The organism is Vibrio sp. Vb1980 (assembly GCF_033338615.1).
Lineage (GTDB): Bacteria > Pseudomonadota > Gammaproteobacteria > Enterobacterales > Vibrionaceae > Vibrio > Vibrio alginolyticus.
This window is the reverse complement of record NZ_JAWOSZ010000002.1, coordinates 132,757-149,855: the sequence shown is the minus strand read 5'-3', so window position 1 is coordinate 149,855 and position 17,099 is coordinate 132,757. Positions and strand designations below refer to the sequence as shown.

Genomic DNA, 17,099 nt, shown 5'->3' with positions numbered 1-17,099 from the left:
TACTCCCTCAATGCTCTAGTTCAACTAAAGCTTTTTCTGCGATAGTCCATGGTAAACGCCTACCACTGTCTTGCATCTGCCTGTAGGCCTCTCTCGCTTGTTCTGTGTTAATTTTCTGATGTACTACCAGCTGGCTTACTAGCCAAATTGTGCCTTTGACAATGGCAGCTTCTTTCTCAGCTGCTTTTCTAAGTGCCATATCTCCCGTTAGCAAAGGGCACTGCTCTTGCTTAGCTAAAGCAAGGGCAAAGCAATCGTTTCTACTTGCTTGGGTATAGGTGCCTGTTAGCTGCATGGCATACATCATTGATTCTGAAGACACCTCTTTTAACGCTAACCCTAAATCGGGTAAGTGGGCATGTTCTTCCTCCAGCTCTTCGAAAAAAAGAATATCTGGCGTTGCGAAATCAAAAGGTAATTGAAACATTACTTCCAACAGGCCGCCTTCTTCCATGTCAATGAGGATATTGGCGTCACTAATTAAAAGTTGCTGCACTCAACACCTCCAACTTTCGTTCTTTATGAAAGCTAGAGACAGACATGCCAAGTAACTCAGCGGCTTTTGATTCCCCTATGTACTCCTCACCTAAAGCACGGTAAACCAGTTGCTTGTGTAGATATGTCGATTCATGAGGGTATGCCTTTCCAGGCTCTTGAGTGCGCCATCCATTTTTACTAAACAGCATAAACAAGTTTTTCTGAGTCGCTGGCGTAATAATCCCACATTGCCCAGCACGAAACAGTGCTGCCAACATGCTAATACCATATTCATGCTTAAGCATAAATAATTCACGTGGTTCGATGTGACGGCGTTTTTCGCCCAAGTGTTCAATAAGTGTTTGAGCAGGGAGGAGAAACGCACCAGCAAACGTATTACAAACCTTCTCTTCATCAAGACCTTCAGCCAAGCGCCCATGCACAACCAGATGACCTAGTTCATGAGCCAAGGTAAAGCGCTGACGATCACCGCTTTGAGCCGTAGAGATAACCACTACAGGCGTGTTCCCGATTTTCCCCGCAAGACCATCAAACTTTTTATCCGTTTCCACATCAGTGGTAATGATCATCACTCCTTTAGATTCGAGGGTATCGATCATATCGTGGATTGGATTTAAACCAAGATCCCATGCGTGGCGCATTTGAACCGCTAAGTCTTCGGCTTGCTCCAAGCGAGTGATTTGCACAGGAAGGTCATCAGGTAGCTCGAAATCAGGGATAGGTTTCACGGAATCTGGATAAAGCTCTAAAAGCTCTTGCCAACGCTCCGCTTGATCTAAGACGTCGCCATTGATTCGATCTAGTACTTTCTTTGGGGTGTTAGCACGCTTGCGGTACTCAACACCTTCTAACTTCACCTTGGTCGGTCGAAAGAAGTATTCAGTGCGTACATCTAGCGCTTTCGCAAGCTTAAGCAAGTTTGAAGAAGAGGGCATAGTTGTACCATGTTCGTACTTTTTAATGGCGTTAGCTGACAGACCAACTTCGTTAGCTAATGCACTCATTGATAGCCCGGCAGCCTTGCGGGCTCGTTCTAGGCGTTCTGCAAACATGGTATCCTCTCAAGCAACGGATTGGTTTATAAAAATGGTAAAATAAAGAAAAGTATAAACCTTGTTGGTACACTTTTCTATCAGTTTCATAGCGCAGAAGTCACATTGGTTGAAGTTGGGTCTTATTGCACCTGTATATGGACGCTGTCTTATCAGAGCAAAGCAAGATTAGGTGATGTTTTATGTATCAAGTAACACCTGATGTTCACCTTTGATTGTTTCTCAATTTTTAGCTGATTTCCCTGACATTAAAAAGGCGCTAATCCCTGGGTACTTCTAGGTTTAGCTGTACTTTTCTGATCGTTCATTCAGTGTTCACTTTCCTTCCTTTTCGGTGGTCTCGCAGTAAGCTTATATGGCTTAAGTTTTTGATTTAATTCAACTGTACCAAACCGGACACACTCAGCTAGGTCTCTAATCCTATGCTACAGGTGAAAGTGCCTCGCCAACCAGTTCTGAACTAAGGCCGCTTTGGGTGTGTAACTTGTCATCACCAAACTGTAAAGATTAGCCTCATTAATAAGCATAAGTTGTTGATTTAATTCAACTGTACCGATTCGGTACACTCCAAGCAGAGCACGAACTGGTTTCTTATTGCCGGAAGACAATAAGAATTTGCCACTTTCTCTATGCCACTTTGCTTATCAGAGGTATGTGAAGAACGACGCAACGAAACAGCTTGTTTGTACGACAGAATCGCTTGGTGATCACAACGGAACAGCTTGTTTCGTAAATTACTTATGCCCCATTGTGTGCCAGTGTAGATAGAAACGCTCTTGTTCTAAGGTCATAATTGCGTAATGAAAGCTACTGAGTGAGGTGAAAGTCAAGACCTGACCTCATTTGTGCTAATCGAAAGCAAGATCGTCAGATCTAAATCTTGAATTTAAGTTACTATGGTCACAAAAAACGCCCTAAGGCGCTTTATATGCTGAATTGGGGTGAGTGTAATTTGGTATTTATATAAACTTAGTATGTGGCTAATTACACTTCACCAAAGCTTTATCGGCCATTTCTGTTTTTCTATCTGCGCACTGCTTCTCAAAATCAAGCTCACTTAATGCATGGTGTAAAAAGTAATCATTGTATACATCCTCGATCGCTTCAAACGTGCTAGTGTCGTCGAAATACGTCGGCGAAACTGCTATTTTGGACTTAACAAATCCTTTATATTCTTTTAGCAACGGTTCTGCGAAAGAGTACACAGGGAGATTGTATTTGTACTGATAATCATTTAACCGAGAGTCCAACCACTTAAAGTTTCGATATTTTTTGTACTCTAAAGTAGCGGTTGTTAACTCTGCAAAAGCTTCTTGATTGTACTTGTTCCATTCTGAGCGAAAATTATTACTGTTAGTACTTAAAAGCGTAGGGTTTTCGATCCCAACTAACTTTCCATAGTCGCTTTTTCTGTCAATAAGGTAGTTTTGATAACAATGTCCCAACTCATGACGTAGCGTCATATCAAAATCTAGATCATCCATTGCTTTTGATTTATCGAAAGTAATTACGCAAACATCTCGCTTTATTTCGGAGTCTACTTGATAAGGTAGCGCAGACGCAGATGCATTCCTATTCATTGGTGCAGCTAGTCTATTTTGTTGGGAAGTGACAGCTCTTTTTAGTTCTGGGTTCTCGTGTTCGAATTTTTCGTTAACGGACACAAATAGAAGTTCAATAAACCTAGGTGAGTGTTCATTCGTTGCTTGGAGTAAACTTATAGCCTCAGAGGGAGTCAAAGTATTTTTCTGGCTCATGGAATAAAGAGGTGAGGAGAAGAGTGAAATAACACATGCACATCCCACCACTGTGAGCTTGGTGTTTATGGAGAAATTCAAAAAAATACCCTTATTAATCAAAGTTATGATGAACATTTAACTATATCTTTTTCTAATAATCAAATAGTTCGTACCCGATTTGTATCTATTCAGAGAGCAAGATATAAACAAAAATGTAACCCTAAACTTCAGATTGCCACATACTTCGTAACTCGGAATTTTCCAGGACCTTCACAGTTGGCACTTCGTAACTCAGAAGTCCCCCATAACGTGCCAGAGTAGCTGACTGCCACTGTCCTACAAAACCTCATTTTGACTTAATAAATCTAATACGCTTAATATAAAACCAATATACCTATTTGTTTATCACTGCAAAGCAAATGGTTGGGAATGATGCCGCAGCTCAACGGTTACAAAGAGGCGTACTCATCTTCAAGCTTAAAGAGCTTGAATCACTTTAGGCGATAGCTTGTCAAGTGCTTGATAGATTAATTTTTATCTGATTGGCAGGCTGTTGTGCACGATTACGGATTATTTGGACATGATAGGTCAACTATTGGTCGGTGGCTAAACTAACCAATGCTGTCGTCTTCGGCAATCAGTTGGCGTGACGATATAACAACTGAAATGCAACCTTGATTTGATTTTCGAGACGAACGTAAAGGCAAAGATAATCGGAAAACCGTACCTGCCTTTAACGATTGCATTTCTCACTTATCTGAACGTGATTTTTGAGTATTTGATTGGCTAGGCAGACACACAAACAGGACGTCGATCAATAAATCTACGTTCTCTACCCAACTTTTTTTCCTTAATACATAGTGTTTCGGTGCCTTCTCGGCCAGCCTTGGAGAAATTGACCAACCGGACTTACTTTTTACAATCTCACAAACGCGATTTGTAACGGTCAATAAATCACCGTTAAGTATATAGAAAACAACACAGGCATCACAATTAAATCGCTCAGCGTATGCAGGGGCCTGCACAAACAACGCTTTCGGTATTTCCTCCTTTGAAGTGCACAACTTTCCATTTTTATAGGCAATTTTAGCCTCAACCGCCAGCTCAGCAACAGGCTCCTTGGACCGCAACAGCAAATCAATAAAACTCTTTCCATCTGTAACCTGAAGTTCCGTTACAACACCTTCAGGCACCTTGAGCAGGTTGTTCAAGTTTGCAGTAATTTGGTCCTCATTGAGAAACAGACTATTAGATTTGCTGTAATAATCGTATGGTCGTCCACGGAGTTCTCGGATGCCATTAATCAACATGTCGATAAAGGGCTGATGTCTTTTGTATACGGTATACCCTTTGTCAACACGAACTTCAGCGTTGTCTTGACGCACTAGACTATTAAAAAAATCGATCGCACTCGGTACATCAGGATACCGCGCACTCAATTTTGTACTGAGTGCGTAAGATAAAACTGCGGGTAACGAATGCGTGTTCTGGTGTTCATAATAGGAAAGCACCTGCCTCACCCACTCCAGATATTGGAGCAAACTATCTTCATCTGGAAACACATCGGACAACTGATACTGCCAGTTACGACTGTGGTTAGACTCTTTTCGCTCTCTAATGAGATTTTCCGTATAGGCAAACCAGTATTTTCTGAAACGAATATATTTTCCAACCAGTTCAGAACTTGGCTGTTCATAGGCGTATACAATAGAGGGTTTACATAAAAATCCAAATTGATGCCCGTTTTTCGCTCTAACCTCCACCAGTATTTTATCTCTCTCGGGTAAATTTTCTATCGATTTCGGGACAACTAAGTAAGTAGGGTTGATTATTATTATAGTGCAGGAGCGATCAAACTCTGTCACCTGACGAATTTCACTAGACGTAGGGAATGTCTGTTTATTGATGCCGTCCGACTTCATACCACCTATGCTACATATAATGTTCGAAGCCTGATTTTTTACATAATCGAGATAACCTTGATGCCTTTCTTGGTTTGATAAATGAGGATTTACAAAAAAATAATCTTCCGGAATAAAGGTATATTTATTGTCATTAGACAGGTTCAAAATGATTTCATCTGAGGCGGTTGAATAGTCCGGTTTTATCCATTTAAGGTCATCAAACATCAATCCTGTGTTTGGACCTGATGTTAATCCAAGCATCACCTCTAACACCCCTGCCTGCTCCTTGTTGTAGAGCAATTTGTTTAGAGCATCCGATTTGGGATAGGCACCACCATTTCGAAATAATGACTGTCTATAATTTACCGTAATTTTCTCACTTTCTTCATATGCTCTTCTGAACTTTTCGTGACTATCTTGATCATCTAAAACGGCGTCATCAACCCAAAGAAAATCAACCAAATTGCATGTATTTATTTTCGCCATAGACTTGATCACTATTCTTTAACACTAAATTTATAAGAATTATCACAGCTTCCCGAATCATTCCAAATGATGTGCACTTTATTATCCACGTTATGCCGCGTCTCCCGCAGACGCGTGGATTGAAACTCTTCAATCGCTGCTTGAGCCGCCTCAAGGTTGTCTGATAATTTCAGTGTTATCTGCTCTAGCAACTGGACAAAATTGAACTTCCCAATACAAAAACTAATTCGATTCAGCTTAGTTGAATTGAAACGCGAAACTTATTTTGTCCAAAACCTTTTTAGAAACTGATTGTAGTTGTTGTGATCAAACTTTTTTGTTTTTTACTCGACTATTTAGCGTCAACATAAAATGAAATATAAAATGAAATTAGTATAAAACCAATCAAGCGTTAGTCTTCACATCGTTTTGTGATAGCGTTAAAGTGGCTCATTTCCGTTCAAGCTATATTGACTTCCGATACTTATGGCTGTCTTTCATGTACTTGCCAATTGCTCATTTAATCTCTTCGATTTTGCCTTAGATCGGATGTATGGTAATTTACCTACCAAATTGAAAAAATCGTTTAAGCCGAAAATGACCCGCGCGCATACGTAAGCCATAATTTTTATTTTATAGATATGGTTATATATAAAGGTGTATTAAATCGATACACGGTACATATATTTAACAATTTCCATAAGAAAAGCCCCAAACCTATACGAGACGGGGCTTCTAGTTAAGCTAACTTTTTTCTTCCGTGTATCAAATCAATACCGTTGGAGATCTACCATGTATTAAATCAATACCGTAAATAGGGCTACCGTGTATTAAATCAATACGCCTGATTTTTAGCGAGCTAGGATTTTAACCTGTCTACTCATATCTGTTAGCCACACTTGAAAACTACCATTGAACGGGAAACCGCTCTCAAGAGACTTATCAATCCTTTCGTCTATTGGCTGCCAGTTCAAAGCAAACAGATTACAAATTCGCCTACCTTTAGCCACGCCACCGTTGCGGGTCTGCGTGATAAGCCCAGCTTGAATTAATATGTTTATTGCCTTGGTATTTGAATTTGTAGAAGGGTAGCCTCTAGCCTTTAAATCAGCCCTAGCCAGACTCAAATAGCCGTTGTTTTTCCCGTTGTACTGTGCGGCAAGTTCATACAACAAACACTTAGCCAAAGGTGGCAATGTCACATAGGCGCTAGACTCCATAACAAACAAGGGAATGCCAGCAAACCGCCCCTTGTTTTTGCGCTCTTTAGCCATTTCGCATTCCCTGACTTTTAATACTCTTAATATCATTAATGTAGCTAGGTTCCGACAAGGGGAGCTTCACCACGGTTACAATATTTCTATCCTCGAGAGCTTTGATTGCCGCCTCTATCTCGGTTGCAGGCATACACGTTTGGCCCGCCAACTCTTCAATTGTCAATGACACAGAGTATTCATGATTAATTAGAGAGTTCAGTTTCAATGCTGTATTCGCCATCAAATGTGCTCCTATCGCTGGTGGAGGAGCGTTGGCTGCCTTTCAGGTTTCTCTAGAGACTTTTGAGCAACATTCAACATGAAAGTTAGGATGTTAAGTAGTGTATTTTGTTTAAACTCCATACCTGAGCTTATGTTCTATGAAACTATATGAGCAAGGCTAGCTAGTTGCTGAGCAGAAGGAGAATCAATAACCACTAAGTATTCGTACAGGCCGTTTAATGTCCAGCACAAGTCATCCATTACCCCTTCCGAATTAAGGCATAAAGCATCGTAGGCACAGTCAATTACACTACGAGCCCGATCTAAAGCCAACGACTGTTCTTCTATTTCATGTAGAGTCATACTTCAATCTCCTTAGCGCTCTCTTGGCAAGCCTTCCCCCTGCGGCTAACCCACATATACTGTATTTTCATCAAATTTAGTCCTATTGCTGGTGGGGTAACGATGGGTGGTTAGTCGCTGTGCTTTCAATTAATCCGGCATTGATCAGCTTCTTAGCAAGCCATACCTCACCTTTGCCAGTGATAAGAGAAGTAAAGCTTCTCTCTCTACCGTGGGACGTGTTGAACACACGACGTTTGATAGTGAAGTATCCAGCATCAATAAAGTGCTGGTATGGCATGTTGTGATTCTTGCTGTATTTCGGGATAGGGTCAGACATTAAGATCTTTTCTTCACGCAACCATGCAAACAGCTTATTGCGCCCTATGCCTACCGACTTAGCAAACACGTCAAGATTCACGCCAGACTTAGACGAACTCACGGCTCGAGCAAATTCAACATCATCTTTGGTTTCTTCGATATAGGCTTGCTGGTGGTCCAACATCCGGCTTTGCTCTAGTATCATATCAATAGCCTCCGTTCTTGTGCGGGGCAATTGCGGCTTCGATGCTCTTTCCAGTTCATCTAGTCTTTTGACAATGGGGTGGCGTAGTTTAATGTTGTAACCAGAGACTAAAGTCAAGGCGAGGTCTTTTGGTAGGTAGTAGCACTTACGGGCCTGTCCATTACCGCCTTGATAGACCGCCCCAAATTTGGGGGCGTCTAATTCAAGTTCGCTCAACATTAATTCAGCATCCCGTATTACATGGTCGTGACGCTTACCCGTAAGCTCTGCAATTTCAACGCTACTCATAGCAATAGGCTCACCAGTATTGGCTATCGGTTGGATAGTGCTATACTCGTTGCCGGAAACTGAAACGGATTGCGCCCCTTGGTGGGCGTTTTCTTTCTTCATAGCCCCGCCACCTTTTCTGCTCGACATTCAATAACGTAATCCCCCAGCGCATTAACAAACCCAATGCTTGCTTCTTTATCTTCGTGAAAGCACATATCTAGAATATCTGACTTTTCTGGCACCCAATCCGAATACAGATAAGCCTTAGCTACACAGCTACCCCAGTAAACACCAGACTTAGGTCCCATTGTTGTTGGATAGGTTGTTCCGTCTTCGAACACATAGAGAAGTGCATCACCCTCTAGGGCGTAATCTAGAGCGCTTTGGTCACTTAGGAATGATTTAGCTGGTCTTGAATATCCACCAGCGCTAGGTGTTGGATGGACAAGGATTAATACTCGCTTGCTGCCGTTCTCGTTGGTATCCATTAGCTGGCGACCTCACGATTATTGACAAGCTTCTCTTTCCATACATCACATTCTGACTTGAGCCAGCCAATAGAGTTAGGACCAATTTTAATGGCCTGGGGGAAAGAGCCTCTTTCCATCCAGTTGTAGATTGTTTGGCGAGAACGCGCACCAGTTAAGGCTAAAACCTCAGGAAAGCGTAAAATAGGATCGATACTTAAGGCGTTATTGGTTTCAATTTGTGTCATGGTTTCCCCTTGTCGTATATTTGCATCTTTGGACAAGGGAGATATTACAAAATCGTATATCTGAATATTGGGCAGTAAATTTTACTCACGGGGGACTAAATTTACTCCCTAGTCTTTGGGATCTCTTAGGGAATTTCTTAACATATCAATAATAGTCGAGTTGGCTAGCGGTGGAGATCCAGTGTCTTTCCATCTAAGCCCTGCCTTTTGGTCAATTGTGTTAGCCCATTTAGTGCAATCCTCGCATTGCTCCGGCCATTTATGTTTAACGAAGATAGCAAACTCTAATATTTCCTGCCTTTTAATAGCATTATTAACCGCATTTCCATGAGTCTTGTCTTTTTTTTCAGGCCTAGCCTCAACAACAGCCATGTTATCGCGTAACACACTGTTATTATTTAAATTATTAGATTCGGTTATATCTACATACAGCAAATAATACAATTCAAGCAAATCACTACTTAATATTCGTAAATTACCTTTATTTACTTTTTCGAGATGGAAGCCCCAAAAAAACACTGTATCACTATCCCAACTTGTTGATTTAACCAAGTTTACGTCCGACTCTATAGTTACCGCTTTTAATAGTGCACCTTCAGCATCGGCTAAATAACTAAGCTTCCAGATACCTCCTAAATGAGCACTCACCGAACCGTAACGACTAGTAACATCAGTATCAAATATATCCGCAAACGATAATTCAGTACCTATATCCGCACATGCTTTTTCTAAGAGTTCTGCTTTTTTGTTATCCGAGACGTTGCTACCAAAAATCACTTTTGAGTGACAAAATTCGCCATTCATTTCAATACAGCAATTTATCGTGCCTAGGTTTAGGTAATGTTCTATATCTTCCTTTTCACACTGCAAAATTTTTGCAGCCCGACTTATTGAACAGTACTTCAAAGATCTTATTAAATTCTTAGTAAAATCTGTCATAAAATCACAACCTCTTTAATGTGATCTCTAGTATCAAAGTGTTGTCAGCAGATAGAGTTACGGTATCTAGTAGCACGCTGAACAACATATATTCAAAAAATGTTATGTACTCAGACAACCTTGAACTGACGCAACCCAGTTACAGATAATGAGCCATAGCTAGCCTGTTCTATATGATCACTCCACCATTGCATTAGTGGTTTACGCTGCTCGAAGTAACTCGTACGGTTATACGCTTTACGAATCGCGTTCTTATCGGTGTGCGCAAGTGCTGCCTCTATCACATCAGCATTAAAACTCTGTTCATTTAGAGTCGTCGATGCAAGGGAGCGCAAACCGTGGGCGGTTGTTCTACCTTTAAAACCAATTCGACTCAGAGCTTTATTGATGCTCTCTGCATCTGTAGGTTTCTTAGGGTCGCGTATAGACGGGAACACAAACTCTCGATGACCGCTTATCGGCCTAACAGCTTCAAGGATGGCGAGTGTTTGAGTTGTGAGTGGTATCTGGTGCTCTTTGTTCATCTTCATGCGTTCAGCAGGAATGGTCCAAACTGCGTTATCAATATCGATTTCTGACCATTTTGCTCCTGCGGCCTCGTTCGGACGTGTCATTGTGTGAAGTTGCCATTCAATCAAACACTTCGTTGTTATCGCCATATTAGCTTTAGCGACTTCTTGAATTAGTTCAGGCAATTCATCAGGCTTTAATGCCAACATATGCTGAACTTTTGGCTTACGAAATACTTCTTTGATGCCAGTAAGTGGATTAGCGTGGATGAGACCAGCGTTAACAGCATAGGTCATAACCTCATTGATAAGCTGTGCTGTCCTCTTCACCGTTTCTAGCTGCCCTTTCTTCTCCACAGGTTTGAGCGCTGCGATAGCCATAGGAGCGGTAAGCATTGATACTGGAATAGAGCCAATTTCTGGGAAAGCGTATAACTCAAGTTTGCGCCAGTTTCCCTCAATCGTCTTTTCTTTGATTCGGTTTCGCTTGGTATCCATCCATAAAACAGCCACAGCTTTAAATGTACTGTTCTGTTCGCTGGTGGCTCTCGCTTTTTGTTCAGCTTTAACAAGTTGAGGATCAATACCATCAGCCACCAGCTTTCTAACTTCAGTTGCTTTTAACCTAGCCTCAGCCAATGATGTATCTGGATAGGAACCAATACCGGTGTAAGTCGGTTTACCTGTAGCTGGTTTAACATAGCGACATTCCCAAGACTTAGCCCCGCTCTTACGAACGTATAGGAACAACCCGCCACCATCTCCAAGACGATAAGGCTTATCTTTGGATTTTGCGCTAGAGACTTCTTTTGCTGTCAACTTGGCCATATTCCCCCCAAAAGTAATGCTTTATTGGGCTCAATACTGCTCCTCGATTTTCGAGTAATGCTTTTTTGCAGCCTTGATAGATATCAACGAGTTACAAAATTCAGAAGCCAACTCTAAGCCTGTTTCTTCACTCTTAAGTAATGCTGATTTCTTTCCCAAAAGTAATGCCGATTTTCCATATATTATAGAGGCATTACTTTTGGCATTACAGAAAAAAATGGTTTGGAATTAACACGAATAGACAGGAATGGACACTAACTTATTGATTTTTAAGAATATCAGAAATGAAAAAAGACGCCCTTGGACGTCTCTTTACATGAATGTGGCGGTGAGTGAGAGATTCGAACTCTCGATACGTTGCCGTATACACACTTTCCAGGCGTGCTCCTTCAGCCACTCGGACAACTCACCGAATCAAATTTTGGTTAGCATCATTGGCTAACGAGGCGCTAATTTAATGATTATGTGCCTGATGGTCAAGGCTAAACATAAAAAAAAGCGCCCTTCTCGAATCGATTGCTCACTAAGTAACTAAATTGAGCAAAACTGGGGCATTTACATGCTTTGAGAATAACCGGGAACACGGAACCAACGGCGGCACATATCCAAGAAGTACCCATACAACACACCCATGCCACAAGAAATAACAGCGTTACTTGCCACTGCGGTCACAATTTGATCTGTAGACGCGCCAACTGCGAATAAGATACCCGCATAAACTGGAGATTGAAATAGTACATAAGCGACCAGATCGGAGATGTTTTTCATAAAGGAAGACGGTGACACCTTACTACCTTGATGCAGCACCCAATCACGAAAAACCCCATACGGCCAAGCAATAGCGATATTCACTGGAATCGATAGCGTACGCGATGCTAGAGATTGCTCAAATGTCATCCCTGAAATCAAAATCTCGACAATCATCCCTGTGATAAAGCAAAAAACAACCATAGCAAAGGTATCCGCTGCGGCGTGACGAATACAAAATGGTCCACGAGACTTCATTTACAAAACCCTTAAAATCAAACACTGCAATTAATAAAAATAATAAAACTATTAACCACTAAAAAGACATCAAGCCAGCTAATGATGCAATTAGAACACACAAAAACTAGCTTATGGTTCTGTATTTAAAATTAAGTTGTAAATTTATAACCAACTTTTAAAGTAAAAGTAGTTTTTTTCACCAATGGCGAGTAAAAGCGCCTAAAATTACGTAAAAATGGTACAAAAACACGGATTTCACTTACATAAAAAGGGGTTACGATAATTATTTTGGCGTAAAGTTAGAACAAAACTCGGACTGTAAACAGTCACTCCTATAGCTTATGCTACCAAGCTGCGAAAATTCAGAGTATTACCGATATAATCACAGTAGAAGGTCTTGCTGCTTTACTCGTAAAAGTAAAACTGCAAGCCTGTTCATTGCAGGTTAGAAGAGTTTGTCACGAAGCTGGATGACGTATGAATAGTAAGAACAATTCACAGTTGCGCCATATTGATTCAGTTATGGTGAGGCCAGCAAAATCGTTAATGTATCGATATCATCTTGGTCTGGGGATTGCTGACGCTTTAAGTTACTTCTTATCCGTTCAGCGACTGAAGAAACGTCGTCACTGAGTTCAAGGGGAGCCTCCGCAATGATCGCTGAAATAGCCTCAAGTGCTTCATTAAGATGTCCATTATCTAGAGCGACATAGAAGTTGAGTAACCACTTTTCAGCATTAAAGCTATCTGCTGCATTTCCATCAAAGTCCGATTGGTACTGATATAACTGTGTCGCATGAAGATACAGTGCATCATTTAATTCAGACTCCACTATTGGTTTCGCTATTATGTGATCTGCTCCTACATTAATCATACGCTCTTGTGTTTCTTTGAACACATCCGCTGTACAGCCAAAAATCAGTACCGACTTAGCAGGTGAACTCATTGCTCGAATGGCTGATATGGCCCCAACGCCATCTAGAACAGGCATATGATTATCCATCAGTATCAAATCAAATGGTTTGATCGCAACCTCATCGACTGCAAGCTGACCATTTTCGACACTTGTGCACTCAAAGCCCTTGGCTCGGAGGAAAGTTTCCATAATGATCGCATTTGTTCGGTTGTCTTCAACAATGAGTGCTTTCAACCCTTTACAGTTCAATTTATGTGTATTGATTGACTCTACTTTACCTGGCTTGCAAGGTGTAAGGGCAATTTCGACAGTAAAAGTCGTTCCAGCGTCCTCCTGACTCTCTACAACCACTTGCCCACCCATATGTTCCGCGATTTCTTTGACTATTGCTAAACCAAGCCCTGTACCACCAAACCGCCTAGTCGTTGATGACTCCGCTTGCTCAAAAGGACGAAAAATGCGTTTTTGTGCCTCTTTTGAAATACCAATTCCTGTATCTTTTACCTTTAGTATCAGCTTGGTGCCTGCCTTACTCGATTTCTCGGCTAGCTCTACCTCTACGATGCCACGATCGGTGAACTTAACAGCGTTATTGAGTAGATTGAACAGTACTTGACGCAAACGGGCTTTGTCATTGTTGTACCAACGACCCGTTGGTAAATGCGAGACTACTCTAAAGCGAAGACCTTTTTCTGCACATAGAGTTTGATAAACACTCTTGATACTGCCGATAATCGACTCAATTGGGAAAGGCTTATTTTCAAACTCAACATGCCCTTGTTCAATTTTTGAGTAATCTAAAATCTCATTGAGTAATGTCATCATGTGATCACCTGAATCATAAAGTGTTCTCAGGTGCTTACGCTGCTCATCGGTAAGTGGTGTTTTTAACAGTATCTGGGCAGTTCCTAGTACACCGTTCATTGGTGTGCGAATCTCGTGGGACAATGTGGCTAAGAATGCCGTTTTAGCGTTTGTCGAAGCCTGAGCTTTTATTCTCTCCTGCTCTAAATAGATCGTCTTTTCATTGAACTTCTCGATAAGCTGTCCGATTTCGTCATCGCTATCGTAGTCAATATCTATGATCCCACCAGTTTTCGAGTCATCAATCTTAGCGGCAATGCGAACAATTGGTTCAACAATATAGCGATTCAGTAAGTAGTAACCGACCAAGACACACAAGAGCAAAAATGGAATGATCCTCCCCTCAACGCTCATCACTTGTTCAAACACTTGATCGGCGACTTTAGCTTTTGCGTTGACAACTTCCATGCGCCAATCGAACTCTCCGAAATCAAGCTCGCTGACATAAATTTCGTCCGTCAGTTGAAAGTTGTGCTCAATAATCACGTTTGAGTCAGCATCGCGAACCACTACCCCCAAAGAATGCTGGTTCGTGTGCTCTCGAATAAACTGAAAAAGTGCATCAAGTGATAGGTCTACCGTTACAACTCCAGCGAATCGACCGTTTTGGTAGTACGGAGAAGACGCGGTAATCATCTGGACCTGAGTAAAGGTATCGATGTAAACCGTAGACCAACTAACAGAACCTACCGGAGCATCGGCGGCAGCGACATACCAGGGTTCATTATCATAACCGCCAGATTCGGGGTTATTGTAGGAGTGAATTTGGTCAATACCACTATCACTGTTTTTATTGAAGAATAGACTTTTATATCTCCATTGTTCTGCTTTGAGTTCGGGTTTAGGCCATACGCCACCACTAACAAGCATCTTGTCACTCAATTGAAGTATATGTGGAATTATTGTGTTGAGAGATTGAATATTTTCAGTCCCTTGGGCTAGCCCTACTAAGCTGCTCAATACACCTGTAGAACTGAGGAGGGGCTCTTTTATCTCAAGAGCCAGGAGTTGGGTACGTAACTCTAGGTTTTGCTCTAGCTTTTGTCTAACCGGTGGCTCAACAACCAAATAGGCGACAGAACCGATAGTGGCGATAAAGAAGCACAGGTAAAGTGTTAGGGCGAGAATGCTTTTTTTTCTAAGTGATGAGCGAATTTCCATAGATGTGTGAATCATTCCCTAATATCGATTTATCACTAATTGATTGGTAAGATGAGCGCAATCAACCAGCCCATTAACAAATGGTATTCTATTTTGAAACTACAAGACATCCTTTCTCTCCCAGAACTTGACGGTAAACTACTAAACCTAGCAAAAACTCAAGGCTTTGTAACAGCGATGGCTGCAGCGCCAAACGTATTAATGCCTCAAGAGTGGTTGCCATTCTTATGGGGTGGAGAAGAAACAGCGCCATTTACTGACGGTGAACAACTAGAGCAGTACATTGACGAGATTGTACAAATGTGGAACCAAACTCGTCCCGCTCTCCTAGAAGGCACTTGGCAGTGGCCTGCAGGGTGCGCGCTAGATGAGCAAGACATTGTAACAAGTCAGGCTCGCGATTTCTGTGAAGGTGTATTACAAGGCTGGCAACTTGCGCGTGATGACTGGGAAACGTTGATGCCTGAGGATAGCGAAGATAATGCCCTACTCGGTGGTGTTTTACTTTCTCTTACTATGCTTTACGACCCAGAAACAACCATTGAAACATTGGCCGAACAAGGTATGGAAGGCTTAGAGCAGTTTGAAGAGATCTTCAATGCAATGCCAGTGATGTTATGTGGTCTTACCCAGCGCGGTGTTGCATTAGCTGAAGAACAATAGACGCAACGCTGTCGACCATCAAGATTGAACGGCTGAATAGACAAAAAGCTCTCCAAATGGAGAGCTTTTTTGATCATGTTAAAATTACATGTGGAATATACCGCGCCATATCTTGAGTCACTAAGCTACTGTCTTCCCTAATCGAAATACCGGCAGCTCTATCATTGACCAACCAACTGCCAATTAACGTATGGTTGTGCCCAAACTTAGGTAGTGGATGGTATTGCTGGACGATATTGAATTTAGATTCATAAGGCCCTGACGTTTTAACAAAACGTTTTCCATCGATGACGATCTCGATGTTCGCGCCCTCTCGAGAAAATAGTGGCTTGATGACATAATCTCTCATAGTGTTCGCTTTTGAATCGTTAGCAAAATAAGCGGGCAAAAGGTTCGGGTGATTAGGAAAGCGCTCCCACAATAACGGTAAAAGTGCTTTATTGGATAGAATCGACTTCCACATCGGTTCTAACCAGTTTACGTTCGCAGTCGCTAAGTACTTCGCATATTCCTCTTCAAACATAAACTCCCAAGGGTAAAGCTTAAACATCCAACGAATCGCTCTGTCGTCAGCATCCACAAACAGACCATCTTCCGTCACTCCAATATCTTCGACATGCACGAATGCCGTTGCTAACCCTGCCTCTCGCGCGCAATCCTCTAAATACTGGACAGTCCCTTTATCTTCTTCAGTGTACTTGCAGCAGCTAAAGTGAAGTGTTTGTCCTGGTTGGTATTTTGCTATTTCGGCAAAGCGCTCGATCAAAAAGTCTTGAAGAATATTGAATTGATCCGCGCTCTGGTGAACTCGACCTTTATTTACAACATCTTCTAGCCACACCCACTGCCAAAAGCCAGTTTCAAACAAGCTGGTTGGCGTATCCGCATTGTTTTCCAGTAATTTTGCTGGCGAGGTCCCGTTGTACGCGAAATCCAGCCGCGAATAAAGCGAAGGTTCGCTTCGTCTCCATGAAGAAGCGACCTGCTCCCACATAGATTCAGGGATCGCACATTGCGTCAGCAACCGCTCACTCCGAACGACTTCATCCACAATAGCCAGGCACATCTGATGCAGCTCTTCAGTGGGCGCTTCTATATCGCGCTCAATTTGCTCCAGCGTGAATTGATAGTAAGCACTCTCATCCCAATACGGTTGGTCATACATGGTATGGAAACCAAAACCAAACTGGCGTGCTAATTCACGCCAGTTTTCGCGCTCTTGTATTTCTCGTCGAAACATAGT

17 protein-coding genes and 1 tRNA gene are annotated in these 17,099 nt (G+C 41.9%); 1 reads left to right on the top strand and 17 read right to left on the bottom strand.

Features of this window, described 5'->3' with window-relative positions:
* Window positions 1-7: 7 nt before the first annotated feature.
* From R7F64_RS03915 to R7F64_RS03845, 16 genes are all read right to left on the bottom strand, one after another.
* A complete protein-coding gene (locus R7F64_RS03915; RefSeq protein WP_262639496.1) occupies window positions 8-496 on the bottom strand; it encodes a DUF3368 domain-containing protein in 489 nt (162 codons plus the stop codon).
* Window positions 477-1,550 carry a helix-turn-helix domain-containing protein gene (locus R7F64_RS03910; protein WP_262639495.1) on the bottom strand — a complete coding sequence of 358 codons (1,074 nt, stop codon included), beginning with the start codon at window positions 1,548-1,550 and terminating at the stop codon, window positions 477-479. The genes R7F64_RS03915 and R7F64_RS03910 overlap by 20 nt, the downstream gene beginning before the upstream one ends.
* A 425-nt stretch (window positions 1,551-1,975) precedes the next feature.
* Window positions 1,976-2,116: a BRO family protein gene (locus R7F64_RS24500; RefSeq protein ID WP_412034460.1), complete on the bottom strand. Its 141-nt coding sequence runs from the start codon at window positions 2,114-2,116 to the stop codon at window positions 1,976-1,978.
* Window positions 2,117-2,530: 414 nt separating this feature from the next.
* A complete protein-coding gene (locus tag R7F64_RS03905) occupies window positions 2,531-3,424 on the bottom strand; it encodes a hypothetical protein (protein ID WP_301575040.1) in 894 nt (297 codons plus the stop codon).
* A gap of 614 nt (window positions 3,425-4,038) precedes the next feature.
* Window positions 4,039-5,679 (bottom strand): hypothetical protein, encoded by a 1,641-nt coding sequence (locus R7F64_RS03900; protein WP_318071474.1) that lies wholly within the window; start codon window positions 5,677-5,679, stop codon window positions 4,039-4,041.
* A gap of 830 nt (window positions 5,680-6,509) precedes the next feature.
* Window positions 6,510-6,932, bottom strand: coding sequence for a hypothetical protein (locus R7F64_RS03895; RefSeq protein ID WP_262639492.1), 423 nt, complete (start codon window positions 6,930-6,932; stop codon window positions 6,510-6,512).
* Window positions 6,925-7,155, bottom strand: a complete 231-nt coding sequence (locus R7F64_RS03890; protein ID WP_318071473.1) for a hypothetical protein — start codon at window positions 7,153-7,155, stop codon at window positions 6,925-6,927. The genes R7F64_RS03895 and R7F64_RS03890 overlap by 8 nt, the downstream gene beginning before the upstream one ends.
* A 137-nt stretch (window positions 7,156-7,292) precedes the next feature.
* Window positions 7,293-7,499, bottom strand: coding sequence for a hypothetical protein (locus tag R7F64_RS03885; RefSeq protein ID WP_318071472.1), 207 nt, complete (start codon window positions 7,497-7,499; stop codon window positions 7,293-7,295).
* An 82-nt stretch (window positions 7,500-7,581) separates the two neighbouring features.
* On the bottom strand, window positions 7,582-8,394 hold the full coding sequence (locus R7F64_RS03880; protein ID WP_318071471.1) for a phage regulatory protein/antirepressor Ant: 813 nt from the start codon (window positions 8,392-8,394) through the stop codon (window positions 7,582-7,584).
* Window positions 8,391-8,762: a hypothetical protein gene (locus R7F64_RS03875; protein WP_262639488.1), complete on the bottom strand. Its 372-nt coding sequence runs from the start codon at window positions 8,760-8,762 to the stop codon at window positions 8,391-8,393. Before R7F64_RS03875 ends, R7F64_RS03880 begins: the two co-directional genes overlap by 4 nt.
* Entirely contained in the window at window positions 8,762-8,989 is a 228-nt protein-coding gene (locus R7F64_RS03870; RefSeq protein WP_262639487.1) for a helix-turn-helix transcriptional regulator, read from the bottom strand. The genes R7F64_RS03875 and R7F64_RS03870 overlap by 1 nt, the downstream gene beginning before the upstream one ends.
* Before the next feature lie 108 nt (window positions 8,990-9,097).
* A complete protein-coding gene (locus R7F64_RS03865; protein ID WP_318071470.1) occupies window positions 9,098-9,928 on the bottom strand; it encodes a hypothetical protein in 831 nt (276 codons plus the stop codon).
* A 110-nt stretch (window positions 9,929-10,038) separates the two neighbouring features.
* On the bottom strand, window positions 10,039-11,265 hold the full coding sequence (locus R7F64_RS03860; RefSeq protein WP_262639485.1) for an integrase domain-containing protein: 1,227 nt from the start codon (window positions 11,263-11,265) through the stop codon (window positions 10,039-10,041).
* 323 nt (window positions 11,266-11,588) lie between these two features.
* Window positions 11,589-11,676 (bottom strand) — tRNA-Ser (locus R7F64_RS03855).
* Window positions 11,677-11,820: 144 nt separating this feature from the next.
* Window positions 11,821-12,270, bottom strand: a complete 450-nt coding sequence (locus R7F64_RS03850; protein ID WP_005378276.1) for an L-alanine exporter AlaE — start codon at window positions 12,268-12,270, stop codon at window positions 11,821-11,823.
* 502 nt (window positions 12,271-12,772) lie between these two features.
* Complete coding sequence (locus tag R7F64_RS03845) at window positions 12,773-15,193, bottom strand: hybrid sensor histidine kinase/response regulator (protein WP_033905057.1); 2,421 nt, start codon at window positions 15,191-15,193, stop codon at window positions 12,773-12,775.
* A 51-nt stretch (window positions 15,194-15,244) separates the two neighbouring features.
* Between R7F64_RS03845 and R7F64_RS03840 the strand changes: the two genes are divergently transcribed.
* Complete coding sequence (locus R7F64_RS03840) at window positions 15,245-15,856, top strand: YecA family protein (protein WP_005378278.1); 612 nt, start codon at window positions 15,245-15,247, stop codon at window positions 15,854-15,856.
* A 73-nt stretch (window positions 15,857-15,929) separates the two neighbouring features.
* Here R7F64_RS03840 and R7F64_RS03835 read toward each other — a convergent pair whose 3' ends face one another.
* Window positions 15,930-17,096: a glutathionylspermidine synthase family protein gene (locus R7F64_RS03835; protein ID WP_042522104.1), complete on the bottom strand. Its 1,167-nt coding sequence runs from the start codon at window positions 17,094-17,096 to the stop codon at window positions 15,930-15,932.
* Window positions 17,097-17,099 lie beyond the last annotated feature (3 nt).

Bases quoted from the DNA above. Each gene is read 5' to 3' on its own strand.
- R7F64_RS03910 (WP_262639495.1), bottom strand. From the start codon at position 1,550: ATGTTTGCAGAACGCCTAGAACGAGCCCGCAAGGCTGCCGGGCTATCA.
- R7F64_RS03905 (WP_301575040.1), bottom strand. From the start codon at position 3,424: ATGTTCATCATAACTTTGATTAATAAGGGTATTTTTTTGAATTTCTCC.
- R7F64_RS03835 (WP_042522104.1), bottom strand. From the start codon at position 17,096: ATGTTTCGACGAGAAATACAAGAGCGCGAAAACTGGCGTGAATTAGCA.
- R7F64_RS03900 (WP_318071474.1), bottom strand. From the start codon at position 5,679: ATGGCGAAAATAAATACATGCAATTTGGTTGATTTTCTTTGGGTTGAT.
- R7F64_RS03875 (WP_262639488.1), bottom strand. From the start codon at position 8,762: ATGGATACCAACGAGAACGGCAGCAAGCGAGTATTAATCCTTGTCCAT.
- R7F64_RS03860 (WP_262639485.1), bottom strand. From the start codon at position 11,265: ATGGCCAAGTTGACAGCAAAAGAAGTCTCTAGCGCAAAATCCAAAGAT.
- R7F64_RS03840 (WP_005378278.1), top strand. From the start codon at position 15,245: ATGAGCGCAATCAACCAGCCCATTAACAAATGGTATTCTATTTTGAAA.
- R7F64_RS03890 (WP_318071473.1), bottom strand. From the start codon at position 7,155: ATGGCGAATACAGCATTGAAACTGAACTCTCTAATTAATCATGAATAC.
- R7F64_RS03850 (WP_005378276.1), bottom strand. From the start codon at position 12,270: ATGAAGTCTCGTGGACCATTTTGTATTCGTCACGCCGCAGCGGATACC.
- R7F64_RS03880 (WP_318071471.1), bottom strand. From the start codon at position 8,394: ATGAAGAAAGAAAACGCCCACCAAGGGGCGCAATCCGTTTCAGTTTCC.
- R7F64_RS03895 (WP_262639492.1), bottom strand. From the start codon at position 6,932: ATGGCTAAAGAGCGCAAAAACAAGGGGCGGTTTGCTGGCATTCCCTTG.
- R7F64_RS03870 (WP_262639487.1), bottom strand. From the start codon at position 8,989: ATGACACAAATTGAAACCAATAACGCCTTAAGTATCGATCCTATTTTA.
- R7F64_RS03885 (WP_318071472.1), bottom strand. From the start codon at position 7,499: ATGACTCTACATGAAATAGAAGAACAGTCGTTGGCTTTAGATCGGGCT.
- R7F64_RS03845 (WP_033905057.1), bottom strand. From the start codon at position 15,193: ATGGAAATTCGCTCATCACTTAGAAAAAAAAGCATTCTCGCCCTAACA.
- R7F64_RS03865 (WP_318071470.1), bottom strand. From the start codon at position 9,928: ATGACAGATTTTACTAAGAATTTAATAAGATCTTTGAAGTACTGTTCA.